Origin of the sequence: Marinococcus luteus (assembly GCF_900106595.1) — a bacterium.
Classification (GTDB): Bacteria; Bacillota; Bacilli; order Bacillales; family Marinococcaceae; genus Marinococcus; species Marinococcus luteus.
Genome location: NZ_FNNC01000003.1, coordinates 83,571 through 108,798 on the forward strand (window position 1 = coordinate 83,571; position 25,228 = coordinate 108,798).

The window sequence follows — 25,228 nt, forward strand, 5'->3', positions numbered from 1 at the left end:
TACCCACCCCATACCTCGATTATTGGACCATCTGAAGCCAGGAATATCTGCTGGCCCGGTTCATAATTGTGCCACTTCCTGATGCCCGCAGGCAGACGCCTGCGGGCATTTGGTATGCATGAGGACAAAAATAAAACCGAAGCTCCTGAGAGCTCCGGCTTACCGTTATACTTATTCCTCTGCTTCAAGATCTTCAATGGAATCAATATCCATATATTCCGGAACGACCAGGCCGGTAATGGCGCCTTCGAGGTTCGCACCAAGGTCTTCGTAGTCATCGCCGTACTCTTCCATCTGGCTTGCGTGTGTATTCGGGAACCAGCCGGCAACCATGCCGTCCGCTTCTCCATCAGCAACGGCCGCAAACATTGGTCCAGCTTCAAGCTGGGTTAACGTTACGTCGTAGCCAAGATCGGTGAGCACTTCTCCGACTACGTTAGTTGAAGCAATTTCAGAGTCCCAGGCCACATAAACGAGTTCAATCGCTTCGCCGTCGACTTCTTCCACACCGTCGGTCCATTCAGATACCATATCTTCGTTTTCATCCACCCATGTAGCAGCGGCTTCAGCCGGCTCGGTGCCATCCTGAATTTCTACCATAATCTCTTCCATGTTTTCCGCTTCCCACTGGAACTGGTCGAGGAACTGATACGCTCCCGGCATATCCTCTTCGAGTCCCTGGCGTACGACGGTATGAATATCGTCACCGTCACCGAATGAGCCTTCCGGATCCTCCAGATATTTCAGGTCGTATTCCGCAAATTTCCAGTGCGGGGTCCAGCCGGTAACAATAATTGGCTCTTCATTTTCAATCGCATCGCCGAGTGCGCTAGTCATCGCCGCACCGGAGCTCGACTGCAGATTCCAGTTGCTGAGGCCGTAATCTTCGATAGCCTGTTCGCTTTGAGACATAATACCAGCGCCGGCATCAATACCGGTAATCGTGTAGTCCACTTCTTCACCAAAACTGCCGCCGGAAGAGGATTCTTCACTCGATCCGGAATCGTCAGAACCGCCGGAATCTTCTGAATCTCCGCCGCCACCGCCACCGCAGGCGGTCATCACCGCCGCCATTGAAATCCCGGCTGCACCTAAACCAGCTTTTTTCCATAATTTTTCCATGTGAATTACTCCCCTTTTGTTCTTAATTGTATGGATACTCCCTGTTCCGGAAGGTATACCTATTTTCGTTTACTTGCCCCAATGCCCTGCGTCAGCCGGTCCAGAATGATCGCCACAATCACGATTGCGAGGCCCGCTTCAAAGCCGCCACCAACATCGTTCCGGCCGACCGCAAAGTACACCGCCGTCCCAAGGCCGTCCGCCCCAATCATCGAGGCAATGACGACCATCGACAGCGCCAGCATGATCGTCTGGTTAATCCCGGCCATGATTGTCGTTTTCGCCATCGGCAGCTGCACCTTAAACAGCTTCTGGTTGCCCGTCGATCCGAAGGCCTCCGACGCTTCGATGATTTCGGTCGGCACCTGCCGGATCCCGAGGTTCGTAAAACGGATCGTCGGCGGCATCGCAAAGATGACCGAAGCGACGACGCCCGGCACCATACCAATCCCGAAAAAGGCAACTGCCGGGATCAGGTACACAAAGGCGGGCATCGTCTGCATAAAGTCGAGCACCGGCTTGATCGCGCCCTCGACCGCCGAGCTTCTTGACATCCAGATGCCCATTGGCACCCCGATAACAATGGAAATCACTCCGGCGGTCAGTACAATCGCAAGCGTCAGCACCATGTCCTCCCAGTAGCCCAGGTTCCAGATGAGCAGCAGCCCAAGCAGGACAAATACGGTCAGCCCGATTTTTCTTCCAGCAAACCAGAACGTCAACCCGACCATAATCAGGAGCAGCAGCCACGGCGGAAAGATCCCGAAAAACCATTCAAACCCGCTGATCAGATAGCCAATAAAGTCGGTGAGCGGCCCAAAAATAAATTCGGCCTGGGTCAGCCATTCGACAAACGCATCAATCCAGTCAGCAAGCGGCAGCGGCGTGATGTTACTCAACGGCCGACACCTCCTTCCCGGAAAGCAGCGCCATGACGGAGCCTCTTACAACAATACCTACAATTTTGTTTTCTTCATCAATTACGGCTACTGGTGTGTTTTTGTATGTAAGCAGCTCGATCATTTCCTTGACTACAGTATCTTTTTGCACCGTCGGCACGTCTTCATGCAGTACGCTTCGAATATCTTCGGATCCCTGCTCAACCAAATCCGATACTTCATCCGCATGGACAATGCCGAGCAGCGTGCGGTCTTTATTGGTTACATACAGGCTTGAAATACCTTCTTTTTTCATACGCTGCAGCGCCACCCGCGGCCCATCCTTATCAATCGTAAGCACTTCCGGACGTTTCATGACAGCTTCTGCGGTAAATACCTTGGAGCGGTCCACGTCTTCCACAAATTTGGCCACGTAGTCATCGGCGGGATGCTGAAGAATATCCTCCGGCGTGCCGATCTGAACAATCCGTCCGTCTTTCATGATCGTAATGCGGTCGCCGAGCCGGAGCGCTTCATCCAAATCGTGGGTAATAAACACAATCGTCTTTTTCATCCGGCCCTGCAGCTCGAGCAGCTCATCCTGCATTTCCTTCCGGATCAGCGGGTCAAGCGCGGAGAAAGCTTCATCCATCAGCAGAATATCGGTATCCGCCGCCAGCGCCCTCGCCAGGCCGACGCGCTGCTGCATCCCGCCCGACAGCTCATCCGGATACATGTTGCCATAGCCGCCGAGGCCGACCAGCTGCAGAGCTTCATCTGCTTTTTTCTTTTTCTCCTCCTCTTCGAGTCCCTGGATTTCCAGACCGTATGCCACATTATCGAGGATTGTACGGAACGGAAATAGTCCGAATTGTTGGAAAACCATGCTCATTTTTTCCCTGCGTATCTTTCTCAGCCCTTTATCGTCCATGCGGGCCAGATCATCGCCGTCCACCCAGACGCTTCCTTCGGTCGGATCAATTAACCGGTTCAGAAGTCTCACAAGAGTCGATTTTCCACTTCCGGAAAGCCCCATAATGACAAATATTTCTCCGGCCTCCACCGAAAAACTGGTCCGGTTCACGCCGACCGTGCAGCCCGTTTCTTCCAGGATCTCATCCTTCGATTTTCCCTGTTCCAGCAGTTTAATTGCACGGCTTGGGCGTTTTCCGAAGACCTTGGTTAAGTCCTCCACTTGTATCTTCGCCAACGTTTCACACCTCGTTTACTATGTCTGTGTCTGTATTTATTATCACTCTTTTACTATATATTATTAGGCTAAAAGTTACAAAACTTTTATCACGCCATATGAGGCTGTTTTGAGCGTAAAGTATATACTGTACATACATTATATACTTATATCTATTATTACCTGCTGATTAGAAGAGCTAACGACCTAATATTCAATTTTTTTATTTTACAGCAGTTTGCTAAACTTTAAGCATACATGCAAAAAGGGGGTCCTGTATGGAAACGGAACAGCAGCATATTCAAAACAGGCTGGATGAAGCGAAAAACCAGTTCATTTCCACGATTGCCCAGAATATGGGCTTATACGGCGTTTCCGATACGAATGGACGCCTGTATGGGACCATGTTGTTTGCCGATCGTCCCATGACACTCGACGATATGAGTGAAGCGCTGGGCATGAGTAAAATGAGTATGAGCACTGGCATACGGGCCCTTATGGATGCTGGAATGGTCGAACGCGTATGGGAAAAAGGGGTACGTAAAGACCTCTACCAATCCAATGACGACTGGTATCAATCGTTTACCTCCGTTTTTGTGAACCGGTGGCGGGAAGCTTCGGATAATAATCAAAAAGCAGCCCGCCGCGCCAAAGAGGATTTTGAAGTATTTCTGGAGGAAGCGGAGGATCCCTATCTTATCGACGTGCTTCAGCACGATCTTGAAAAAATCAATTACGCGCTCAACTATTATGAATGGCTTGATGAAGTGATCCGCATTTTTGAAAGCGGTGAAATTTTTGCGATGATCCCCCCGAAGTAAGTCCCGCTTTTAAATTTCCAGCAACGGCAGCCGGTGCTCAAGCCTGAGCTGCTCCCTCACTCTGACTGCCGCCTCTGTCCCCGTGACAGCTTTTTGCCAGAGGAGTGCATACTGATACAGATCATGCCATTCCAGAATATTCGCAAACTGCTGCAGCGAAGACAGCGGTATGCTTCGTACGCTATCATAACCGGCAAGCAGTTCATTAAAAACCATCCGGGCAAAGGGCTGATAGTCCCGTTCGCCGGAAAAGGAAAGAAGAATGGCCCGCAGCAGCGAAGCAAGATCATATAAGCTTACATGAACCCCCGGCATCGCTCCCGGAAACAGAACTCCTTCCCCCATATTCTCCTGCTCCCAATTCATTTCTCTGAAAACAAAACCTGTACCATCCGACTGAAGAACTCGCTCGATCACGGGACACAGGGCATTGATACTTTGCCGGATCATCGTCTGGCCTTTCGGAAGCAGCATTTTCATCTGCCGGTATTCTGCCTTTATAGTCTGCTCCGCCAGTGAAACGCTGTCTCTGCCGTTCATCGGCAGTTTTTCCTGCCAGCTGCGGTGCTTTGCTGCCAGGCAGGCGCCAAGCTGCTGGTAGTCTGCTTCTCCCTTTCGAGCGTTCCCACGGCTTACCGGTTTCTTCTGATACATATAGGCCCGGCCTGCCTCCCCGGCATCCGCCAGTTTATCTCCCTCTACTGTCTTTTTTATGCTGATATCGTTCTCAGCCTCAAGCCACCGGACCGTTTCATTCTCCGGGAGTACAAGCTCTCCGGTCACAAGCTCCCACTCCGATCCTTCTTTGTCCCTTAAGCTGCAGAGCCCGGCTCCTCGTTGCCCGGGTGAAGCTGCTTCTATGTCGTACACCTGCTGAATCCAACGGCGGGTCGATTCTGTGCTCATTGCTCTTCCCCATTTCATTTACTGTAGATTTTTTCATTTTTCTTTTACACTGGACTAGCATAGAAAAGCATTCTGTTTAGTTGGAGGAAAACGCATGAATATCAGTATTCTTGATCAGTCACCGATTGCAGAAGGCGAGAACCCCGAAAAAGCCTTCGAACACACCCGTGAACTCGTTCAATTGGCGGAGAATTGGGGCTTTCACCGCTTTTGGGTTGCCGAGCATCACAGCACCAGCGGCCTGGCCGGCTCATCGCCGGAAATTCTGATGGCGCACCTCGCAAGCGTCACCACAAGCATTCGTATTGGCTCGGGAGGCGTCCTGCTCCCGCAGTACAGCCCATACAAAGTAGCGGAAAATTTTAAAGTGCTTGAAGCTTTATTTCCCGGCCGGATTGACCTTGGCATCGGAAGATCTCCCGGCGGGGGCAACACGATCCGGGAAGCCTTGACAGATGGCAATAAAAAGAGTTTGTCCGCCTTCCCCCGCCTTCTTCAGGAAGTCCAGGGGTTTATTGACCGCTCCCTGCCCCGAGATCATCCCTATGCTTCAATTAAAGCCTCCCCGATGAGCAGCTCCCTGCCGGAAACCTGGGTGCTTGGTTTATCCGAGCGGGGCGCCCGGGATGCCGGCAAACAAAGTGCCGGCTTTATGTTCGGCCAGTTTATCAGCCCGGACCAGGGCGCCTTGGCGGTCCGTAAATACCATTCCTCTTTTGTACCAAGCGACCGGCAGCCCCGTCCGGTGACCGCCGCCTGTGTATTTATTGTCTGTGCGGCTACCGACGAAGAGGCTGAGCACCTGGCACTGAGCCAGGACCAGTGGCTTTTAAATGTCGAAAAGGGCACAAATACGAAAGTGCCTGCCCCGGAGAGCGTAAAACCCGGCTCCTGGACTCAGGAAGAACGAGAAAAAGTGCGGGAGAATCGGCGGCGCGCTGTTATTGGCTCCCCGGACGCCGTGCAGAAACAGCTGCGTGAACTGCGGGATAAGCTCGGGCTCGATGAACTGATGGGTATTACCAACATTTATGATTTTGAAGCAAAAAAGAAATCTTTCCAATACACTGCCGATATTGCCGCCAACCTTTAAATAAAAAAATCCGCGCGCTCCAAAATGAGCGTGCGGATTTTTACGTTTTCCTAGTAAGAATCTGATACCGGTACTCCCTGTCTGCTTTCCTGTACATCTTTTTCACTGGATCGGAAGGACAGCCACGAAAGCATCAGACCTAAGAGTGTAATGACAGCACCGGCCATGCCAATCAGCGGCAGGCTCAGCCCAAGACTGATCACAACACCACCGACCCAGGCGCCAAAGGCGTTCGCCAGGTTAAAAGCAGAGACCGCGGAAGCACTTGCAATGGAAGGAGCGCCCTCTGCTGCCCGGATGACCGTAGTCTGCAGAATTGGCACCGTACCAAAGGCACCCATTCCCAGCAGAAGCACCGATACCGGTGCGAGCCATGGGATGGTGCTCGTTAAGGTGAGCGTCGACAGAATCACGGTCAGGGAAGCCATTACGACCATCAGCGGCTTCAGCAGGGACTCTGCGTTCAGACGCCCGGACAGCATATTCCCAAGCACGCCTCCGACGCCGAACAAAAAGAGGGAAAGCGTTATACCTACCGGACCAAAGCCTGTTATATCCTGAAGCAGCGGCTCAATATACGTGTAGGCGGTAAAAACACCCGAATAACCAAACACCGTAATAGCAAGGGCAAACAGTACCTGCTTTCTTTTGAAAACGCCAAGCTCTTTTCTCATCGATGTTGGTTCTTCGGCATTCATGTTTGGTACGTAAAAGATAATTCCGAGCAGACTGATAACGCCGAGTCCGGCGATCCCGGCAAATACGACTCTCCAGTCAAACAAATCTCCGATATACGCACCGAACGGCACGCCAATCATTAAGGAAATCGTCAGTCCGCCGTTAATGGCAGCCACCGCTCCGGATTTTTTCGATGGAGGGACAACTTCGCTTGCCATAACCATCGCAATGGCAAAGAACGGACCGTGCATCAATGCAGAAAAGACGCGTGCCCACAGCAGTACCGTGTAATTTGGCGCCAGGGCGCTGGCCACACTTGAACCGATAAACAACAGCATCAGTCCAATTAATACATACTTCCTTGGAAACTTCACCAAAAGAGATATAGCAATTGGCGAGAGCACGGCGACGCCGAGCGCATACATGCTGACAATCAGACCCGCGGCGGAAATAGTGATGCCAAAAGAGTCAGAGACATTCGACAAAATCCCCATGGCGACATATTCAGTAGTACCGATAGCGAACGTAGAAATCATAAACATGGCAATCATCACCATTGGGCGGAACGTTTGGCCATTGCGTACGATCATTGTTATCCCTCCTTGATATATTGTTAATAAATTTTTCACTTTGTTTTTCCCACAACGAGTTCTTATTCTATAGGCTGGGCTTTTATACGTCTAGACTGTAAAACGCTTACGACACAAAATTGTCACATTTTTTCTATTGAATTTTTCATTTCTATCATGTAAGTGCTATCATTTCTTTTTTATCAACTTTTGTATTTATATAAGAAAATCATCTTTATCATGTTTTTTATACAATTGTCTTTTATTAGGGGTTTGAGCAGAAATCGATAATTATCGGAGAACTCAAATTCCTTTATGTACTGAGTGTCCTGTTTCCGCTCAGCGTTATTGTGATGCTCGTCGTCGGCAAATTTAAACCGATGGAGCATCCTTTCGAATTCAAAAACGAAGCGCCCGTGGATATGGTGCCGTGGAAATATGCCAAACCGGCTGCCGCCGGCCTGATTATCGGCATCGGCATCCTTTATGTGATCTTCTCTCCTCTCGGAGTCGCTTCCTAAACTCAAAAAAGAGCACCGCAGCCGGATCCGGCTGCGGTGCTCTTTTCATTTACTGCCAGTGCTCGAGGACAATTTTACCGATCGTTTTACCTGATTCCACCCGCCGGTGCGCTTCTTTCATCTGTTCGGCATTCAGCGGTGTCAGCGTTTCCGTCAACGTCGGTTTGATCGTCGCCTGGTCAAACAGGTCAGCCAGCTCATCCAAAATGACGTGCTGCCTGATCATATCTTCCGTCTGATACATCGGCCGCGTGAACATAAATTCCCACATGAAAGCAGCGCTTTTTGCCTGCAGGTCGGTCAGCGGAAGCGGCTCTTCTGTTTCCACAATGGAACAGATGGTTCCCTGCGGACGAATGCACTCTGCCATTCCCGACCAGTGCTGGGCCGTATCGGTAAAGCAGAGAATATAATCGACCCCGTCATACCCTGCGTCTTGGAGCTGCTTGAACAGAGGCTGATGGTGGTTGATCACTTTATCTGCACCCATCTGTTCGCACCAGGCGGTTGTTTCTTCACGTGAAGCAGTAGCGACTACATTAAGGCCGGCCCATTTGGCGAGCTGAATCGCAATGGATCCAACGCCGCCGGCGCCGTTTAACACGAGTACGGACGCACCGCGATTCCGTTCCGGTACAATTCCGATCCGGTCGAACAACGCTTCATACGCAGTTATAGCAGTTAAAGGCATCGCTGCACTTTCGGCCATGGAGAGCTGCGCAGGCCGTCTTCCCACTACCCGCTCGTCTACCAGGTGGTATTGCTGATTGGATCCGGACCGCTGATTGCTTCCGGCGTAATACACTTCATCGCCGGGCTGAAACAGCGACGCCTCTCCGCCCACCGATTCTACGACACCGGCTGCATCAAAGCCAAGAATCTGTGGCTCTGCTTCTTCCGTGCCTTCACTGCCTCCGCGGATTTTTGTATCCACCGGATTTACGGAGACCGCCTGGACACGCACAAGCAGATCCCGGCCCTTTGGTTCGGATTTGGAAATATCAAACATTTCAAGGCTTGCTTCTTCTTCAATTGGAAGATGTTTTTTAAACCCTATTGCTTTCATTATGGTCCCTTCTTTCCTCACTTGGTTAAAGCTGTTCGGAGTTCTCATACCCGCCCTCTTCCACCCGGCAAACAAATCCACAGCCATTTATGCCTGTTCGAAACTCTGCTGAAAATAAGTTATAATGAAGAAACTATTCTTAATGAAAGAAGGCGGCGTATGCAGGACCAAACCCACACATTTACCAGACGGGAGGAATTCGCTAACGCAGTCACGCACGGCATCGGTGCTCTGCTGAGCGCTGCTGCGCTTATTATTATGATCGTTTTCGCTTCCATGAACGCTTCCGCCCTACACGTGGTAAGCGTTTCTATTTTCGGCACATCCATGCTTCTCTCCTACGTATGCTCCACCCTGCTTCACAGCTTTCCACCGGGCAGACTCAAGGATTTGTTTGAAGTCTTTGACCACTCCGCCATTTACCTGTTTATTGCCGGCACATACACGCCGTTTTTGTTTCATGCAATCGATGGCACCTTAAGCTGGGTCTTATTCAGCATCGTCTGGGGCATTGCCGCCATCGGCATTATTTTTAAAGCCTTCTTCACCAAGCGGTTCCGTATTCTGTCGACCGTTTTTTACATAGGCATGGGGTGGATCATCGTTATCGCCTGGCCGGCGCTTGTGAGTGCGCTGCCCTCCGGCGGCCTGCTGCTGCTTGTTATTGGAGGCGTATTGTACACGGCCGGCACTATCTTCTATATGTGGCGGAGTTTTCCCTATCATCACGCCGTCTGGCACTTTTTTGTTCTCGCCGGCTCCGCCGCCCATTTTTTTGCCGTGTTTTTTTACGTTATCCCTTTATAGCAGACGAAAGCCCGCGCTTTTCAGAGAGCACGGGCTTTTTTACATTGCCCGTTAACAAAGACCCGGGGTTATGATAATAATAATAGTAAATATATACAAAGGATGTTTTTGCTTGCCGACACGTGCCCACACCTATATCAATTCTGCCCTCGCTGTTTTGGCTGTCTATGCTGTACTGCTTTCGATCCGGCTTTTTTTCACCTCCAGCGAGCTTCTTGCCTATGTCACCCACCCGCTCGTTTTAATCGTTCCAGTAGGTCTCACAGTCGCTGGCTTGAGGTATTTTATCGTTTATACCGAAGAGAAAAATAAAAAACGCTTCCTCTTTTCGCTGATTGCCGGAAGCATCGCCCTATTTCTTTTGTTTTTACTGTTTTTATATATTATTTCAAGGCTCGTTTCCCTCTGAAGCAATTTACTTCTATTCAAAATTTTGATAAGCTTCAAGATATTTCAACAATGGCTTTTAAAGGAGAGAAAGTATGGCACAATCAGCATCCTGGCGGACAAAAGCTCCCTACCGGGCAGATCAGGTAGGAAGCCTTTTGCGTACTGCCTCTATTAAAGAAGCACGGGAAAGCTACGCGAATGAATCCATTTCTGCGGACGAGCTGCGCCGTGTAGAGGATAAAGAAATCGAGCGCATCGTTCAGAAGCAAAAAGAAACAGGGCTTCAGGCTGTGACAGACGGAGAGTTCCGCCGCGCCTGGTGGCACTTTGATTTTCTTGAAGATTTAATTGGTGTGGAAGCTTACGATAAAGACTCCGGCATCCAGTTTGAAGGCGTCCAGACGAAGGCCCGGGGCATTAAAGTAACCGGAAAAATTGACTTCAGCGATAAGCACCCGATGCTGGAGGATTTTCGCTACCTTCACCAGATCACGGGCAGCACCGAGGCAAAGTTTACGATTCCAAGCCCGAACATGCTGCACCTTCGAAGCGAGATTGAGACCGACCTTTACAGCGGGCCGGGAGACATGATTGATGACCTGGCGAAGGCATATCAAAAAGCGGTTCAGGCATTTTATGATGCCGGCTGCCGCTACCTGCAGCTCGACGACACGTCCTGGGCATATCTGTGCTCCGAGGAACAGGTGGAGCGGATGAACCAGGAGGGCATCGACCATCGTTCCCTGGTGGAACGCCATGCACGGGCGGTCAATGAAGCCATCGCCTACAAGCCGGAGGATATGACAATTACGATGCACATCTGCCGCGGTAACTTCCGCTCTACGTGGATCTCTTCCGGCGGCTATGAGCCGGTAGCTGATATTTTGTTTGGCAGCGTCAACGTAGACGGCTTTTTCCTTGAGTACGACAGCGACCGGGCCGGAGATTTCAAACCGCTCCGCTTCATTAACCGCGAGGATGTGCAGGTCGTGCTCGGTCTGATCACCTCCAAAAGTGGGGAGCTTGAAAACGCGGAAGACGTAAAAGCAAGGGTCATGGAAGCAGCCGAATATGTACCGCTTGAGCAGCTCTGCCTGAGTCCGCAGTGCGGGTTCGCTTCAACAGAGGAAGGTAACGTTCTGACTGAAGACGAACAATGGAAAAAGCTCGAGCATGTCGTAACCATCGCAAAAGATGTGTGGCAGTGATAATACAGAATAAAAAAGCAGGACCGAAAAAACTTCGGTCCTGCTTTTTAGCATATTTAGTTACTTAATACAGGAGCTTCCCGGGAGAAGTCACTCGTTTCAAGCTGTTCGTACAGAAAATCCACCAGCGTCTGGCGGTAGAGCTTGTTTTTCAAGTCATGCCGGCCAGGATAGCCTACGGTCGGCGCGTTTTCACCGGAAGGCTTATCGGAAAGCACCGGCACCCGCACAAGCGTCCAGTCCAGATTTGACTGGCGGATAATATCAGCGGCATTCGCATTTTCATTCGATCCTTTAAACTTCGCCACTTTCCATCCGGTGGTGAGCAGGCTGAACCGCTTGGACGTACCGTCCTGCGGGGTTTTTACATCCGAGCTCGTGACTGCCACCAGACGGCTGATGCCCCGCTCCTGCATCGCGTTCACGATATGGGACATGCCTGTGCTGAGCGGTGTTCCCTTCGCTGCTTCCTTACGGCCGAGCAGGCTGATCACCGCATCGGCGCCCTTCAGGGAGTCATAGACATTCTGGTAGTTCGTAATTTTTCCTTCATGAACAGTTAAATTTTCATTATCAATCAATAATTTTTCCGGCTGGCGGGCGTACACAACTACTTCACTGCCCTCTTTTAATGCTTTGCGGACAAAACGTTTCCCGGTGTTGCCGGTCGCACCAAATACAACTATTTTCATCTCGGTTCCCTCCTACTTGTTCACACTGCTTCTTCTATTGTACCGGAGATGGAGGGCAAACCCAACCGCGGCCGGGCAAACACAAATAAAAGGAGAGCGATTGAGGCCCCGGTTGCTCAATCGCTCTCCTTTATATCCATCGATGTGTTAATCTGCTTCCAAAAGCGTCTGTTCACTTTCTTCTGTAAGCTCCGTGTAAACGACGAGCCGCTCATCATGCGTCCCATGTTCCTGTTCGAACGTGCCGGCGCAGGTGATCAGATTTAAATTCCGGCTGTCACTGCCCCCGAAAATCTCCTCAATCGGAGCTTCCTCCCGCGGATAACTCACTACCCGCTGCACTTCAAACACAAGCTCCTGCCCGCCTTCGGTGGTCACCCCGACTTTTTCCCCTGCCTGCACGGTTTCGAGCTCGTAAAACACAGAAGGTCCGTCAATACTGTCCACATGGCCTGCCATGACGGCATTGCCTTTCTCTCCCGGCTCCGGACCCGGCTCGAACCAGGCTACCCCGTTTTCGGTCGAGGGCACGCCCATCTGCCCATTGTCCAGAACTCCTACCGGCTCTAAAGAAGCTGAGACATCGATGGATGGAACAGATAATTCCTCAGGGTCAGAGATCGATAGGTTCTCTTGTGTTGCGGAAACAGAAGCTTCCTCCACCCCGGTCGTGTTTTCTTTTTCTGCTGGGGCTTCTTTTGTTTCTGCAGCTGTTTCTTCCTCCGCCCCCTCCCCCGAAAGCACTTCTGTTTCCGGCGGCGGAGAAAATGCAGGAAGGAGGGCATGGACGCCAAAGCCAACAGCGATAGAGATTACAGCGGCTGTAAGCGCCGTTACTATCCATTGCTTCATACCGCCCGCCCCCTTTACCTGCATGATGCTTTTTTGCAGGAACTACTCAGTTTACGCACAAAGTTTTTGATTGGATCACTTTTTTTGAAAAATTTTTTAAGGAAAATAAAAAAGCCTTCGTCTGAAGACTTTTTACATTAAATAATCCCAGGCGTTTTTGGCGATTAAAGCGATGGTCACGATGATAAACAGCATCTTCACGTAGGCCGATCCTTTTTTAATGGCAACGTTTGCCCCGACATATGCGCCGGCAATCATCGCGGCCCCCATCGGCAGACCGTACGCATAATGAATTGAATCAAACCAGATAAACGCAAGCAGTCCGCCAATGTTGCTTGCAAAATTCAGCACCTTGGCATTTCCGGCAGCTTCGACAAAGTTGAAGCCAAGAAAAATAAAGGCAAACAGCAAAAACGAACCCGTTCCCGGTCCTAGAAAGCCGTCATAAAATCCGAGGACCACAGCGACAAGCGCACCGACGAGCCACACCTTCCGGGTGATGCTCTGAAACGTGGACAGGCTGCCCAGATTTTTGTTTGCGAGCGTATAAATTGTTACGACGACAAGCAGAATTAAAATGATCGGCTCCAGAATATCCGGCGGAATCCGCTGTACGACGATTACGCCGAGGACTGAACCCACAAACGCCAGTGGGAAAAGCGTAAACACGAGGCGCTTATTAATCTGGCCGTGCCGGAGAAACGAGATCATGCTCGTCCCGGAACCCATCGTACCTGCGAGCTTATTCGTACCAAGCGCCGTCTGCGGTGACATGCCGGTGAAAAGAAGCGCCGGCATGGCAATCAGCCCGCCTCCTCCGACTACCGCATCGACAAATGCGGCGAGAAAACCGATCACAATTAAAAACAATAATACCGATACTGAGAACTCATCCATATGTATGCAGCCCACTTTCTGTAAAAACCAAAGATGTCCCTGCTATTTTACCGATTTCCGGCAGTCATTTCCACCCGTTTCCATCCGCCGCGCCACACCCAAAAACCTAAAAAAGCAGCCGGCGCCGGCTGCTTTTCGTTTACGTTCTTTGCTCAGATGTTTTTTCCCGCTCGTTTTCCGGCGTTTCTTCCTCTGCTTCTCCGTCTCTCTCTTCGTTTTCGGCATCTTGACCGCTGTTTGTGATTTCCCCAGCATCGATACCGTCTTCATGCAGCCATTTGGCAATAAAGATAAACCCGACAACTGCGATAAAACTCATTGTCCACGAAAGCACCTGGCGCAGAATAATACCTTCGTCAAAGGCCTCCACGCCGTAGCTTTGCACAAGCCAGATTTTCACAAATCCAAGAATGAATTCCCGGAGGGCAAAAAACAGCGTGATCGCCTGAAACACCCATAAGTATTTGCGCACGTAAAACTGCTTTTTCAGCTGCTGGCGGTCTCCACCCTGAAGCTCCATAAAATCAACGGTGAAAAAGAGCCAGATCGGCCGCATAAAAATGACTGTTAAAATAAAAAATGCACCCATAACAAAATCGTAGTAAATATTGTTCCATAAAAGCTGCAATCCGCCTCCGGCAATAAGATCGAGGACGGTGCCGATGATCAGGGTGGCGATCATATAGATACCGAACGTATTCACCTTTTTCAGCAGTACGAAGCGGTAAACTGTATAAATAATCCCCGGTACCGAGGATATAAGCATCGCTATATAATCACCTGTATAGTCCCGCGCCATGTTCCAAATGAAGATTGGAAAGACGACGTAAAAAATAATGTCAAACCACATGATGTGCTTCTGCTGCACACGCCCCACCTCCTTTATATATCCTATCACAAGTATAGAATATTTCGCGCCCGGGTATAGAAAAGTCAGGACGTATGCAGGAGGGAATACATATGCTGCCGAAAGCTGCAGTGGAAGAAGCGAAAAAAAGAATGGAGGGACACCGGTGTGAAGGCTTTCTCGACGGGCCAAATCCGGCTGACCCTGTTGTCATGATGATCGGCGAGGCTCCGGGAGAAACGGAAATCACGGGCGGCGGCCCCTACGACGGGCGCGCTGGCAGACAGTTTCTCTCCTACATCGAGCTTCTTCCATTCCCGGTGGAGGACATTTACGTCACCCGCACGATCAAAAGCCGTCCGTACCGCTGGGGCAACACGCCTTCCGGTGCCCCGCGCAAATACAACCGCACGCCGAATCAAAAGGAAATTATGGCCCATGCCCCGCTTCTCGATTGGGAGATCCGCTCGGCCGCGCCTAAGATTCTTTGTCCAATGGGGCGCACTCCGTACTGGCGGCTCTTCGGGCGTTCACCGCGTATGCCGGATACCGCCGGCAGCCACTTCACCTCCCCTATCCGGCAGGTGAGCGCTTCAGGGAAGAAGTACATATGGAGCCGGGAGCACTACCTGATTTTCCCGTTGTATCATCCGGCAGCGAGCCTGTATAACCGGTCACTCGAAACCGTGATTCAAAAGCATTTCCGCAGCCTCGCACGCCTTCTTTCTGTGCTCTCTTAGCCATCTGTATATTTTCATCCCCTCTTTTGTGTTATAGTAATTGAACGAAAATAAATGTATTTTTTGTGCATATTATTATCTCACATATTCCCAATGAAGGAGTTCGGAAAATTCCGGCAATTCAGATAATACGGTTATGATCCACTCCTGCGTCCGGTAGCTTTTTACCGCATTATACAGTTCGGTATTGTCACGGCAGAAATAAATCATATACCCTTTTTTCTTTAAATAATCCAAATCCGTTTCCCGTCCGACGATAACTTCGCTTAATTTTCTATCACACCAATACGCATACCTAAGCTCCATATTCTCCATCCTCTCCAGAGGTTAGTGGACTAAAAAGCCAGCACCAAGAAACCTCTTGATACTGGCTGTGAAGAAAAAGCACTCTGTCTTTTCTCATGCGGCCGATGATATAGATATTTTTATGCACCTGTACGTAAGATAAACGTCATGAACCGTTGGCTTCATCTCCAACAATCATGTAAATATTATATCAAAATTATCATATAAATAATGAAATATCTACCTTTTTTATGAAATATATTATAAAAAATTAACAATAAAGGAGAGTTCCAGTGATTGATATTCAAGCGAAGCAGAAGAACATCGCAAGCTATGTCGGCCGGCTGCTCCGGGACTCTTTCGGCAGAGGGCCACAGGCAGCCTACATGACTCTCGGAGAGACACACGCCATTATTTTCTTACGCAAATTATGGAGGAGGATTTGTTTACCGAACTTTCAAGGGCAGAGGTGAAAGACATCTTTATCGACTGGAATTTTGAAAAAGACAAAAGTACAATTATTATTGTAACGGCTCCCGTAAAATAGAATTTTTTATTACATCACCGAAAGGCTTGATACCCGTGCTTCCTATTACGTTTCATCACGTGCATACTCCGGGGACGCTCACCGAGGACCACCGCAATTACCGCCACTACCATTCCACGGAATGGAAGGATCACTTCGACAGCAATTTTATTTCATTTAAACAGATGCCGGCGCCTGATTGCTTTCAGGAGACCGAAGCCTATTTACGCGACTTTCACAGGGCCCGGGGCTTAAAGCATTTAAAATTCCATTTCCCCCCGAATACAGAGATGCCGCAGGCATTAAATCAGTACCTGCACAGTTCCCTCTATGATGTAAGCGTTATGGAGCTGTATGCTATCCGGCCGGATGACTTCCCTCGAAAAGCTGCCCCTGAAGGATGCGAGATTCAGCGTGTTGATGTTGAAAACCTGCCCGTATTTCTCGCTATGCAGCTTGAGCAGGATCTCCCTCTCGGCGAAGCATATGCAGCTCAAAAACAACACATGCTCGAACAGCAGTTTCATGATGCTTCGTTTATTCATCTGATCGCCTACTACCACGGTCGTCCTGCCGGCTTTGTGGAACTGATTGCCGGCGACCATGCCGTAGAAATGGATAACCTGTTCGTGCACGATGAACTGCAGCGAAAAGGCATCGGCCATGCCCTGCAGCAATTTGCCATGAACCTGTTCCCGGATAAAGCGGTCTTTCTTGTCGCAGACCAGGAGGACAGCCCGCGCGACATGTACCGCATGCAGAACTACGAACGGCTCGGCTTTCAGTACACCGCTATTTTTCAATAATATTAGTGCATGCAAAAAGACGCCCGCGAAAGGCGTCTTTTTTGATCAGTACATCATATGCATAAACAAAGCAATAATAGGAATCGCAATTAGTGTGCGTTCAAAAAAGCAGACGACCAATTCCCAGAGTTTTACTGGCATTCTCGTTGCTTTAATGACAACAATGGATTCAGAAAAGAACACAATCTGTACTAACGAGAGCGTCGTTACAAAATAAATCGCCCCTGCTTCAAGTGCTGCTAAATCTCCTGCAATCAACAGAACCGGCAGAAACATTTCGGCAATACCTACGGGGATCGAGGGCGCGATCATTGCCGCATTAGGTACACCGAGAATATTTAAAAGCGGGATAAACGGCATGCCGAGCCAGTTAAACAACGGGGTATACTCAGCGACAATCAGGCCGGTAATACCAATAGAAGCAAGCATTGCCACCACCCGGGGAAGCACACCGAGCGCTCCCGCCACACTCGTCTTCACTTCTGAACCCAGCGGCCGGGCTGTTTCAGCTCTTTTCGCAGCACGCTGAAAGCCGCGCGGAATAATGCCAAATTCAAACTTTGCCTCGCCCTGTCTCTCTTCTTCCGTCTGCTCCCGTCCGTCAAAATAAACATCGGGCTGCTTCGACAGGGGCGGAATCCGGATCATAAAGAAAGAAATAATGAACGCAATCAGCATACCGGAAAAGTACACCTGCAGAAAATCCTGGCTTAGCTCTGCTGTATTAATGACAAGCACTGCAAATCCGACACTGACTGCGCTGAAGCTTGTAGCAATTGCTATTGCTTCGCGCTTTGTATAAACATTCATCCGGTACAGACTGCTTGTAATTAAAATAGCAACAGAAGATGAACTGACAAAAGAAGAAATAGCGTCTATCGTGCTTTTTCCAGGCACCTTAAACAGCGGGCGCATGACCGGTTCCAGGATCGAACCGATAAAATCAAGCGCTCCGTAATTTAACAGCAGCGGCATAAACACAGCTGCCAACGGAATGATCCAGCCAACGGTAAGCACAATCGAAGGGATAATCGTGCCGCCTGTATCCGGTCCCACCATCCATTCCGGGCCAGTGACTCCGGCAAAGCTGTCGTGAAGAGCGTACACTGACATAAAGACTGCGCCCAGCACGTAAAAGAAAATGTGTACACCTGTGTCTCCTCCGTAGTAATCTAGCAGTCTTCCGCTGCGTTCCGGAAACAGCTTTACGTAAATGCTCGTTACGGCATTAGCAAGCACCATTACCGTAAACAGCCACAAACTAAAAGGCACAGAAAGGTTCAAAAGAAAGTTGTACAAGTAGCCGAAAACGACATCAGTCTCTCCGTCCACTACGACCGGAACAAAGAAAACAATTACAGCAATAGAAGTCAGCAGAAATGATTTGATCAATCCTTTTCTCAGCTGCCCCCGGCTGATTTTCTGTTTATCCAGCTCCTTCCCTTCGAGCGGTGCTGTGTCTCCCGGATTCTTTTCCATATGGTCCAAATCCTCGTCAGCTATGTTCTTCATCTGCATGCTCCTCCCTGCGAAACATTTTACATAATTGGCTTTTTACATCGATGATTTGGCCGCCTCTGCGTTTTTCCAGCCTTTGAAGGAGCTGATGTCTTCTCCTTCAGCACTGCTTTCGCAAATAAAGCCCATCACGTCGCGTCCATCGTTCAGCTTGACCGTGCCGATACCTAACGGAGCAGGAATCTTCTCGGCAAACTTCCCTACTTCTTCGATCGGCATCCGCCACAGTTCAACCTCAATTTCTTCTCCCGCCTGTTCCCGTATTAAGCCGGGCTTAGCCGGTTCGCTGTTCAGGCGTATGAGTTTATATTCCGGGGCCGTGGATGCTTCTTCCACGAATTCAGCACGGCGTTCGGTCATCTGTGTTTCAAGCGGAAAACCTCTCATGTGAAGCCCGCATACGGCAATCAGCTTTTCGGCTGATTCTTCCAGCAAAGAAAGTTCGGTCCGCTGCCAGCTTTCTGCCGCTCCCATCAGCAGATTTTCTGCGTCTGAACGGCTGAACAGTGTTACTCCAAAAGGCACCTCCGGTGCTGCTTCCCCGGCAGGCAGCGCTATCGCACTCATATCAAGCAGATTGCAGTGATTCGTATATTTCCCCATGTCACTGTTTGTCTGTACCGGGTCTTTCCGGACCTGTTCTCTTGTCCACGTTCCTCCACATGTCGGAAGCACGAGAACGCTATTTTCGAGCAACTGCCCGGTGCGGTGCTTAATTTCCTGCAGCCGGTGCATCGCTTCGAACAGCTCTGCTGCCCCGTAGGCCTTGCCTTCACCTTTGGAAAGCACTTTTTCGGTTACCGGAAAGACGTCACTGCGGTGTTTTTCCACAAATGAGCCAAGTGCCGCCCAGCGTTCGGCAATCCAGGGACCGTCGTACAGTACCGATGCCGCTTCACTTAGTATGGACGTATCCACGTAAGATACTTCCTCTGGTCCTTCTTCAAGCTGCTCGACTGTTTTTTTCCATGCTTTTCGGTACTGCTCTTCATATGGGCCGTAAAATTCCGGTACTTCTTCCGGCAGGAGCCATTTTTTCGGCTTTTGCTTCTTTAAATCCCCGAACGGCTTCGACCAGGGATCATTCAGGTCGATGCCCCGGGCTGCCTGATCCACAAGGGGAATATCATTTACGTCCCAGGCAAACACTGTCACACAGTCCAGGCTTTCGCATGCCGGTACGACGCCGCTGATCGGCCAGGCTCCAAGGGACGATTTCCACCCGATCAGCCCATGCAGCGCGGCCGGCACCCGCCCGGAACCTGCAGTATCTGTACCAAGGGAAAAGGAAGCCAGACCGCACGCTACCGCTACGGCAGAGCCTGCACTTGAGCCGCCGCTGATCAATTCATCTTTCTGGCCATTGTGCGTTTCTCCGTAAGGACTCCGTGTGCCGACGAGCCCTGTCGCAAACTGGTCCAGATTGGTTTTCCCAACTGGAATGGCGCCGGCATCCACGAGGCGCTCCACTACGGAAGCGTGCTTTTCCGGGATGTAGGTGTATGCTTCGCAGCCAGCCGTTGTCGGCCAGCCCGCTACGTCGATATTATCCTTCACCGCAAACGGTATGCCCCACAGCGGCAGCTCCTCCGGCGAAAACGCAGCCAGCCGGTCAATATATGGCTGGATCCTCTCTTTAGATGGAGGCAGCACCCAGATGTTTTTGTGTTTATATTTTCCTGCCCTTTCGAGAATGCTGTCGACCACTTCCCCGGGGTCTGCGCTTTTGCTTCGATAAGCCGTAAGCAGCTGCTGCACCGTTAATTGTTCCGTCATGTAACCGACACCCCGCTTTCTTTTTCTGCACGCAGGCCGATGATTAACTGCCCTGCCTGCACTTCATCTCCGGGCTCCACATGTATGGAAGCTACATACCCTTCTTCGGGAGCCTGCTGCGGAAATTCCATTTTCATGCTTTCCTCAATTACCAGCACGTCGCCTTTATTTACGTACTGTCCTTCCGTCACTTCGACCTTCCATACACTTCCCGGCATCGAGCAGCGAACAGCTGTCTCATTTGCGGGCAGCTCTTCTTCAAGCACGGCGGCATTTCCGCTGTCATCTTCCATATGCTCCGCAATGCCCTGCTCTTTCCAGCGTTCACGTTCTGCCTGAAAGGCTGCCTGCTGGTTTTCTTTAAACGCTGCAGCACTTTCCTGAATTGACTCCTGGAATGCCAGGTATTCGCCCAGATCGAAGGTTGTTTCTGTAATATCTGCTTCAAACCGGCCGCGCAGGAAATCCTCCCGCAGTTCCGTCAGTTCTTCATGCGATACCGGATAATACTGAATCTGGTCGAAAAAGCGGAGCAGCCACGGCTTTCCGGGCTCAAAGCTTTCCGTGGCCTGCAGCCGGTTCCACATCTGGATCGTCCGGCCCACAAACTGATAGCCGCCCGGGCCTTCCATGCCGTACACGCACATATATGCGCCACCGATACCGACCGCATTCTCCGGCGTCCATGTCCGCGCGGGGTTGTATTTAGTCGTAACGAGCCGATGTCTCGGGTCTGTCGGCGTGGCAAGCGGCGCTCCGAGATACACATCCCCAAGGCCAAGCACCAGGTAGTTTGCGTCGAACACAATCTTTTTTACATCGTCAATACTTTCAAGACCATTGATCCGCCGGATAAATTCCAAATTATCCGGACACCACGGCGCATCCGGCCGCACGTTCTGCTGGTAGCGTTCTGTGGCAAGCTGCACAGAAGGGTCGTTCCATGAAAGCGGAAGCTTCACAATCCGTGAAGGCACCTGAATCGACTCGAGCGGCGGAAGATCCTCATCAATGCGAAGTATATGCTTCGAGGCCTCCTGGACTGTCATCTGCAGCGGATCAATGTGAATCTGCAGAGAGCGCACACCCGGCGTCATTTCAATAACTGGCAGCACGCCTTCTTTTTCGACCGCCTCCATGAGCACCTGCACCTGAAAACGGAGCTTCAAATCCAGTTCCATTTCGCCGTATTCCACCAGCAGATACTCATCACCGCTCATCCGGACCGTGATAGGAAAACGGCGCCCCTCCCGCTCATTGACGAGCAGCGGGTATTCCGGATCCAACACTTCATTTTCAGGTGGCAGCGTAATTGCTCCGGCCGCCTGTCCTGTTCTTACACTTTCAATTAAACGTTCCTGCGTTTGACGAAGATCATTAGCTTTTTCAATCGTCAGCAGCTGAAAATGCACCTTGTCTCCAGGCTGCAGCTGGCCTATTTTCCAAAACTCCGCAGAAGCAGTGGTAACCGGGCAGACGAAGCCTCCCAGGCTTGGGCCGTCCGGACCGAGCAGGATTGGCATATCTCCTGTTAAATCGAGTGTTCCAACCGCATAAGCATTATCATGAATATTGGATGGGTGCAGGCCGGCTTCTCCGCCGTCTTCACGGGTCCAGGCCGGCGCAGGTCCAATCAGGCGCACACCGGTCCGGGAGCTGTTAAAGTGCACTTCCCACTCTGCTTCTGCCAGCTGCTGCAAATATTCCGGCTGCAGAAATTCCTGCGTGCAGTGCGGGCCGGGGATCATACCGATCGTCCACTCCCTCTTTAATTCCGGACGCGCGTCCGCAGCAAGCGACCGCTGCTTTTGGCTGTCCGTGCTGCCACGGACACCGAGGATATCTCCCGGGCGCAGAGCTCTTCCGGCATGTCCGCCAAACTCCCCGAGCGTGAACGTAGAGGAGCTTCCAAGCACCTTCGGTTTATCGAATCCCCCTTCAACCAGCAGATAGGTTCTCATGCCTTCGGTGGTTTTTCCGAACGTCAGCGTCTGGCCTTTTTTGGCTTCCACCGTTTCATATAAAGCAATGGCTTCCCCCTCAAGAGCCGCGCCCATGTCACCGCCGGTAACACAGAACGTGAGGTCATCCCGGAAAACGTAGGATCCTCCCTGCAGCGTCAGCTCCAGGCCGCTCGCGTCTTCCGCATTGTTCAGCAGTGCATTGCCGAGTCTGAAAGCGAAAGGGTCCATCGGGCCGCATGGCGGAACCCCGACATCCCAGTGACCGGTTCTTCCCGGCACGTCCTGCACAGTCGTCTGAACGCCTCCATCCAGTACTTCCAGTGCTTTTTCCGCCGGGTCGAAATCATTCAGCAGGCGGGTGAACACGCGTCCTTCCCGCACGCAGGACTCCTGCAGCAGGCCACGGACGTACTGACGGTTTGTCGTGACCCCGTAAAAACGGGTTTCTCCAAGCGCATCATACAGTTTATCGAGAGCAGCCTCCCGGCTGTCGGCGTGCACAATGATTTTGGCGAGCATCGGATCATACAGCGTCGTCGTTTCCACACCGTTTTGAATCCAAGTCTCATTTCTCGCTTTCTCCGAAAGCATGACATGGTCAATGTGCCCTGCACTCGGGCGGAAATCGCGGCCGCAGTCTTCTGCATACACCCGGGCCTGAATGCTGTGCCCTGATGAGGCAGGCACCTTCGCCGCAAGATTCTCCCAGATGCCGGCTGCTTCTTTTACCATCCATTCCACCAGGTCGATGCCGAGCACTTCCTCCGTTACTCCGTGCTCCACCTGAAGCCGCGTGTTTACTTCCAAAAAGTAAAATTCGCGTTCGTCCGGATCATATAAGAATTCGACCGTACCGGCGCTTCTGTATCCTGACGTTTCCGCCAGCCGCTCGGCGGCCTGCCACATTGCCTTCCTCGTTTCTTTCGTAATGTTTGGCGCCGGCGTTTCTTCCAGCACTTTTTGATTTCTCCGCTGCAGCGAGCAGTCCCGTTCGCCTAATGCGACAACTTCCCCGCTTTGATTGCCAAAGATCTGAACTTCAATGTGGCGGGCACTTGGAATGTATTTTTCCAAAAACATGCCGCCATCGTTAAAGTTTGCTTCCGCCAGGTGCTTAACACCTTCATACGCTTCGTGAAGCGACGCTTCATTTTCACAGATCCTCATACCTATTCCGCCACCGCCGGCCGTGCTTTTTAAAATGACCGGGTAACCGATGGCCGCTGCCTCTTCCACCGCTTCGTCCCGTCCTGACAGAAGATTTGTGCCGGGAAGCAGAGGAACGCCCGCTTCTTCAGCAGAAGCACGGGCCGTGTGCTTCAGCCCAAACAGCTCCATCTGTTCCGGCTCCGGTCCGATAAACGCAATGTTCTGCTTCGCGCATTCACGCGCAAAATCAGCATTTTCACTCAGAAAGCCGTACCCGGGATGAATCGCGTCCGCTCCTGTTTCACGCGCCGTTTCCAGAATCTTTTTTTCATTCAGGTAGCTTTCCTGCGGAGGCCCTTCACCGATATTTACCGCCTCATCAGCATATGCCACATGCAGGCTGTCGCGATCCGCTTTCGTGTATACAGCTACAGAAGGAATGTTTAATTTTTTTAATGTTCTTTCAATTCTGACAGCAATTGCTCCACGGTTTGCAATGAGTACCTTTTGAAACATTCAGTCTCTCTCCTTTTAGTAATTTATTTATCCCAGATGAGTACACGAAGCGGCGTTGGATTAAAACCGCTGCACGGATTATTCAACTGCGGGCAGTTGCTGATGAGTGCGGTCACTGCACATTTGACTGTCATTTCCACGTAGTACCCGGGCCCTGATATTCCGTCATCAAAATCCAGGCCGCCCTCCGGTGTGACCGGCACGTTCATGAAAAAGTTGATATTGGGCGCAATGTCACGCTTGCTGTAATCATGGCCGTATTTGGCCAACTGGTACATAAACGTGTCACGGCAGTTGTGCATCGGCTCCCGGTCATGGGCGTAACGGACCGTGTTGCTTTGAGACGAGCAGGCTCCTCCGAGCGTGTCGTGCCGCCCGACCGTGTCAGCCGTGATTTCAAGCAGATCCTTTCCGGATTCGGCTTTCAGTACTGAACCAGCCGTTAAATAAATATTGTTTTGCGCATTGATGGTGTTAATTGCACTGTAATGATCCTCCGGGTGCTCCGTATCAAAAAAGAGCGTGTCAGCTGCTTCGTTTCCCTCCACATCTTCAATTCGGAACACCTGGCCGGGCTGCAGTTCCCTGATCCATCCTTCACCTGCCGGAATCAATTCTTCATATACAGCCGTTTCCGCGGTTCTTTCACTTTGTACCTTTGCGAGCATATTCATGTTAAACTCCCCTTCACAATAATAATGAATGATATTCCCATGTATTTTCGAACGCCCGTCTGTTTTCCGGATGATAGTTCACGCAATAGTCGTGCTCGTCTGCTTCATTTACATCAAATACTTCCATCTTCACCGGCACTGATGGAAAATCTGCTGCCGGATCCTGTGGATTTGGTGTATTGGAAATGATCATTAAGCTGTCCATTTCCAGACGGAGCGTCACCGTGTCTCCCGCTTTGGCGTGCTCCGGGTCAAAATGCATACTGCCGGCTTCATCGGCATAGATCTTTGAAAATAAATTGATGTTCGGCACCAGGTCTCTTTTCGTTAAGCCGTGACGCATCAGTTCCTTGACGAAGTTTTCTTCACCGCTCCGGTAATAATCGTTCAACAGCTTTTGAAACGTGGTTTCACCGTACCGGCTGTCAGTCCCTGCTCTTGTCGAATAGCCGCCGATAGGATCATGCCATCCCGAGCTGTCTTCAATAATGCTTGCCATTGCACGGCCATTATCAGTCATCAGAATGTTTCCCTTCGTAAATTTCGATGTATGCTGGGCTTTTAACGAATCGGGCATATTGTAACGGTCTGTCGTATTTTTAGCGTTGTACAGCAGCAGTGAAATGTTGGCCCCGTCTTCGAGCGCGGTAAACCGGACTGCTTTTCCTTTTGCCACCACATTCGACCATTTGCTTCCTGCTTCAATTATTTTTTTCATCATGGAGCCTCCCTAATTAA

At 50.8% G+C, this 25,228-nt stretch carries 24 protein-coding genes; 8 read left to right on the forward strand and 16 right to left on the reverse strand.

The features are described from left to right. Positions 1–171 precede the first annotated feature (171 nt). The 3 genes from BLV22_RS07920 to BLV22_RS07930 are packed head-to-tail and all read right to left on the reverse strand — an operon-like array spanning position 172 to position 3,210. Positions 172–1,122, reverse strand: coding sequence for a glycine betaine ABC transporter substrate-binding protein (locus BLV22_RS07920; RefSeq protein WP_091613623.1), 951 nt, complete (start codon positions 1,120–1,122; stop codon positions 172–174). 59 nt (positions 1,123–1,181) lie between these two features. Further along, positions 1,182–2,021 carry an ABC transporter permease gene (locus BLV22_RS07925; protein ID WP_091613626.1) on the reverse strand — a complete coding sequence of 280 codons (840 nt, stop codon included), beginning with the start codon at positions 2,019–2,021 and terminating at the stop codon, positions 1,182–1,184. Beyond that, on the reverse strand, positions 2,014–3,210 hold the full coding sequence (locus tag BLV22_RS07930; protein ID WP_091613629.1) for a quaternary amine ABC transporter ATP-binding protein: 1,197 nt from the start codon (positions 3,208–3,210) through the stop codon (positions 2,014–2,016). The genes BLV22_RS07925 and BLV22_RS07930 overlap by 8 nt, the downstream gene beginning before the upstream one ends. Positions 3,211–3,467: 257 nt before the next feature. Between BLV22_RS07930 and BLV22_RS07935 the strand changes: the two genes are divergently transcribed. Continuing rightward, positions 3,468–4,010: a GbsR/MarR family transcriptional regulator gene (locus BLV22_RS07935; protein WP_091613632.1), complete on the forward strand. Its 543-nt coding sequence runs from the start codon at positions 3,468–3,470 to the stop codon at positions 4,008–4,010. A 9-nt stretch (positions 4,011–4,019) separates the two neighbouring features. Here the strand turns inward: BLV22_RS07935 and BLV22_RS07940 are convergent, their stop codons facing one another. After that, entirely contained in the window at positions 4,020–4,916 is an 897-nt protein-coding gene (locus BLV22_RS07940; RefSeq protein ID WP_091613635.1) for a hypothetical protein, read from the reverse strand. A 94-nt stretch (positions 4,917–5,010) separates the two neighbouring features. Here BLV22_RS07940 and BLV22_RS07945 point away from each other — a divergent pair, with 94 nt between their 5' ends. After that, the gene (locus tag BLV22_RS07945; protein WP_091613638.1) at positions 5,011–6,009 is read left to right on the forward strand and encodes an LLM class flavin-dependent oxidoreductase; all 999 of its coding nucleotides are present in this window, start codon (positions 5,011–5,013) and stop codon (positions 6,007–6,009) included. Positions 6,010–6,059: 50 nt separating this feature from the next. Here the strand turns inward: BLV22_RS07945 and BLV22_RS07950 are convergent, their stop codons facing one another. Beyond that, a complete protein-coding gene (locus tag BLV22_RS07950; RefSeq protein WP_091613640.1) occupies positions 6,060–7,277 on the reverse strand; it encodes an MFS transporter in 1,218 nt (405 codons plus the stop codon). Between the two features lie 332 nt (positions 7,278–7,609). Between BLV22_RS07950 and BLV22_RS15030 the strand changes: the two genes are divergently transcribed. Beyond that, entirely contained in the window at positions 7,610–7,777 is a 168-nt protein-coding gene (locus BLV22_RS15030) for a hypothetical protein (protein WP_176967710.1), read from the forward strand. Between the two features lie 49 nt (positions 7,778–7,826). On the opposite strand, the gene BLV22_RS07955 is transcribed toward BLV22_RS15030, so the two are convergent. After that, complete coding sequence (locus BLV22_RS07955) at positions 7,827–8,843, reverse strand: zinc-binding alcohol dehydrogenase family protein (protein ID WP_091613642.1); 1,017 nt, start codon at positions 8,841–8,843, stop codon at positions 7,827–7,829. A 159-nt stretch (positions 8,844–9,002) separates the two neighbouring features. Between BLV22_RS07955 and trhA the strand changes: the two genes are divergently transcribed. From trhA to BLV22_RS07970, 3 genes are all read left to right on the forward strand, one after another. After that, a complete protein-coding gene (gene trhA / locus BLV22_RS07960; RefSeq protein WP_091613645.1) occupies positions 9,003–9,650 on the forward strand; it encodes a PAQR family membrane homeostasis protein TrhA in 648 nt (215 codons plus the stop codon). 112 nt (positions 9,651–9,762) lie between these two features. Then, positions 9,763–10,059 carry a hypothetical protein gene (locus tag BLV22_RS07965; protein WP_091613647.1) on the forward strand — a complete coding sequence of 99 codons (297 nt, stop codon included), beginning with the start codon at positions 9,763–9,765 and terminating at the stop codon, positions 10,057–10,059. A gap of 73 nt (positions 10,060–10,132) precedes the next feature. Continuing rightward, the gene (locus tag BLV22_RS07970; RefSeq protein WP_091613650.1) at positions 10,133–11,248 is read left to right on the forward strand and encodes a 5-methyltetrahydropteroyltriglutamate--homocysteine S-methyltransferase; all 1,116 of its coding nucleotides are present in this window, start codon (positions 10,133–10,135) and stop codon (positions 11,246–11,248) included. Between the two features lie 56 nt (positions 11,249–11,304). Here BLV22_RS07970 and BLV22_RS07975 read toward each other — a convergent pair whose 3' ends face one another. From BLV22_RS07975 to BLV22_RS07990, 4 genes are all read right to left on the reverse strand, one after another. Further along, complete coding sequence (locus BLV22_RS07975; protein WP_091613653.1) at positions 11,305–11,940, reverse strand: NAD(P)-dependent oxidoreductase; 636 nt, start codon at positions 11,938–11,940, stop codon at positions 11,305–11,307. 147 nt (positions 11,941–12,087) lie between these two features. Next, positions 12,088–12,792: a class F sortase gene (locus BLV22_RS07980; RefSeq protein WP_091613655.1), complete on the reverse strand. Its 705-nt coding sequence runs from the start codon at positions 12,790–12,792 to the stop codon at positions 12,088–12,090. A gap of 132 nt (positions 12,793–12,924) precedes the next feature. Continuing rightward, the gene (locus BLV22_RS07985; RefSeq protein ID WP_091613658.1) at positions 12,925–13,689 is read right to left on the reverse strand and encodes a TSUP family transporter; all 765 of its coding nucleotides are present in this window, start codon (positions 13,687–13,689) and stop codon (positions 12,925–12,927) included. A 139-nt stretch (positions 13,690–13,828) separates the two neighbouring features. Beyond that, positions 13,829–14,557 (reverse strand): VC0807 family protein, encoded by a 729-nt coding sequence (locus tag BLV22_RS07990; RefSeq protein ID WP_176967711.1) that lies wholly within the window; start codon positions 14,555–14,557, stop codon positions 13,829–13,831. A 92-nt stretch (positions 14,558–14,649) separates the two neighbouring features. Between BLV22_RS07990 and BLV22_RS07995 the strand changes: the two genes are divergently transcribed. After that, the gene (locus BLV22_RS07995) at positions 14,650–15,276 is read left to right on the forward strand and encodes a uracil-DNA glycosylase (protein ID WP_176967712.1); all 627 of its coding nucleotides are present in this window, start codon (positions 14,650–14,652) and stop codon (positions 15,274–15,276) included. 75 nt (positions 15,277–15,351) lie between these two features. On the opposite strand, the gene BLV22_RS08000 is transcribed toward BLV22_RS07995, so the two are convergent. Continuing rightward, positions 15,352–15,582: a hypothetical protein gene (locus BLV22_RS08000; protein ID WP_091613664.1), complete on the reverse strand. Its 231-nt coding sequence runs from the start codon at positions 15,580–15,582 to the stop codon at positions 15,352–15,354. Positions 15,583–16,143: 561 nt separating this feature from the next. Here BLV22_RS08000 and BLV22_RS08005 point away from each other — a divergent pair. Further along, on the forward strand, positions 16,144–16,893 hold the full coding sequence (locus BLV22_RS08005) for a GNAT family N-acetyltransferase (protein WP_091613668.1): 750 nt from the start codon (positions 16,144–16,146) through the stop codon (positions 16,891–16,893). Positions 16,894–16,938: 45 nt separating this feature from the next. Here the strand turns inward: BLV22_RS08005 and BLV22_RS08010 are convergent, their stop codons facing one another. The 5 genes from BLV22_RS08010 to BLV22_RS08030 are packed head-to-tail and all read right to left on the reverse strand — an operon-like array spanning position 16,939 to position 25,208. After that, positions 16,939–18,405 (reverse strand): YjiH family protein, encoded by a 1,467-nt coding sequence (locus BLV22_RS08010; RefSeq protein WP_176967713.1) that lies wholly within the window; start codon positions 18,403–18,405, stop codon positions 16,939–16,941. A gap of 42 nt (positions 18,406–18,447) precedes the next feature. Then, a complete protein-coding gene (gene atzF, locus BLV22_RS08015; RefSeq protein WP_091613674.1) occupies positions 18,448–20,187 on the reverse strand; it encodes an allophanate hydrolase in 1,740 nt (579 codons plus the stop codon). After that, the gene (uca, locus tag BLV22_RS08020) at positions 20,184–23,816 is read right to left on the reverse strand and encodes an urea carboxylase (RefSeq protein ID WP_091613676.1); all 3,633 of its coding nucleotides are present in this window, start codon (positions 23,814–23,816) and stop codon (positions 20,184–20,186) included. Before uca ends, atzF begins: the two co-directional genes overlap by 4 nt. Before the next feature lie 23 nt (positions 23,817–23,839). Continuing rightward, positions 23,840–24,484, reverse strand: a complete 645-nt coding sequence (locus BLV22_RS08025; RefSeq protein WP_425433802.1) for an urea amidolyase associated protein UAAP2 — start codon at positions 24,482–24,484, stop codon at positions 23,840–23,842. A 19-nt stretch (positions 24,485–24,503) separates the two neighbouring features. Continuing rightward, the gene (locus BLV22_RS08030; RefSeq protein ID WP_091613682.1) at positions 24,504–25,208 is read right to left on the reverse strand and encodes an urea amidolyase associated protein UAAP1; all 705 of its coding nucleotides are present in this window, start codon (positions 25,206–25,208) and stop codon (positions 24,504–24,506) included. Between the last annotated feature and the right edge of the window lie 20 nt (positions 25,209–25,228).

What these genes read in the sequence shown, in the direction of transcription:
- BLV22_RS07935 (WP_091613632.1), top strand. Translation starts at nt 3,468, where the DNA reads ATGGAAACGGAACAGCAGCATATTCAAAACAGGCTGGATGAAGCGAAA.
- BLV22_RS08025 (WP_425433802.1), bottom strand. Translation starts at nt 24,484, where the DNA reads ATGCTCGCAAAGGTACAAAGTGAAAGAACCGCGGAAACGGCTGTATAT.
- BLV22_RS08030 (WP_091613682.1), bottom strand. Translation starts at nt 25,208, where the DNA reads ATGAAAAAAATAATTGAAGCAGGAAGCAAATGGTCGAATGTGGTGGCA.
- BLV22_RS07955 (WP_091613642.1), bottom strand. Translation starts at nt 8,843, where the DNA reads ATGAAAGCAATAGGGTTTAAAAAACATCTTCCAATTGAAGAAGAAGCA.
- uca (WP_091613676.1), bottom strand. Translation starts at nt 23,816, where the DNA reads ATGTTTCAAAAGGTACTCATTGCAAACCGTGGAGCAATTGCTGTCAGA.
- BLV22_RS07920 (WP_091613623.1), bottom strand. Translation starts at nt 1,122, where the DNA reads ATGGAAAAATTATGGAAAAAAGCTGGTTTAGGTGCAGCCGGGATTTCA.
- BLV22_RS08010 (WP_176967713.1), bottom strand. Translation starts at nt 18,405, where the DNA reads ATGAAGAACATAGCTGACGAGGATTTGGACCATATGGAAAAGAATCCG.
- BLV22_RS07980 (WP_091613655.1), bottom strand. Translation starts at nt 12,792, where the DNA reads ATGAAGCAATGGATAGTAACGGCGCTTACAGCCGCTGTAATCTCTATC.
- BLV22_RS07995 (WP_176967712.1), top strand. Translation starts at nt 14,650, where the DNA reads ATGCTGCCGAAAGCTGCAGTGGAAGAAGCGAAAAAAAGAATGGAGGGA.
- BLV22_RS07945 (WP_091613638.1), top strand. Translation starts at nt 5,011, where the DNA reads ATGAATATCAGTATTCTTGATCAGTCACCGATTGCAGAAGGCGAGAAC.
- BLV22_RS08000 (WP_091613664.1), bottom strand. Translation starts at nt 15,582, where the DNA reads ATGGAGCTTAGGTATGCGTATTGGTGTGATAGAAAATTAAGCGAAGTT.
- atzF (WP_091613674.1), bottom strand. Translation starts at nt 20,187, where the DNA reads ATGACGGAACAATTAACGGTGCAGCAGCTGCTTACGGCTTATCGAAGC.
- BLV22_RS07975 (WP_091613653.1), bottom strand. Translation starts at nt 11,940, where the DNA reads ATGAAAATAGTTGTATTTGGTGCGACCGGCAACACCGGGAAACGTTTT.
- trhA (WP_091613645.1), top strand. Translation starts at nt 9,003, where the DNA reads ATGCAGGACCAAACCCACACATTTACCAGACGGGAGGAATTCGCTAAC.
- BLV22_RS15030 (WP_176967710.1), top strand. Translation starts at nt 7,610, where the DNA reads ATGCTCGTCGTCGGCAAATTTAAACCGATGGAGCATCCTTTCGAATTC.
- BLV22_RS07950 (WP_091613640.1), bottom strand. Translation starts at nt 7,277, where the DNA reads ATGATCGTACGCAATGGCCAAACGTTCCGCCCAATGGTGATGATTGCC.
- BLV22_RS07940 (WP_091613635.1), bottom strand. Translation starts at nt 4,916, where the DNA reads ATGAGCACAGAATCGACCCGCCGTTGGATTCAGCAGGTGTACGACATA.
- BLV22_RS07970 (WP_091613650.1), top strand. Translation starts at nt 10,133, where the DNA reads ATGGCACAATCAGCATCCTGGCGGACAAAAGCTCCCTACCGGGCAGAT.
- BLV22_RS07985 (WP_091613658.1), bottom strand. Translation starts at nt 13,689, where the DNA reads ATGGATGAGTTCTCAGTATCGGTATTATTGTTTTTAATTGTGATCGGT.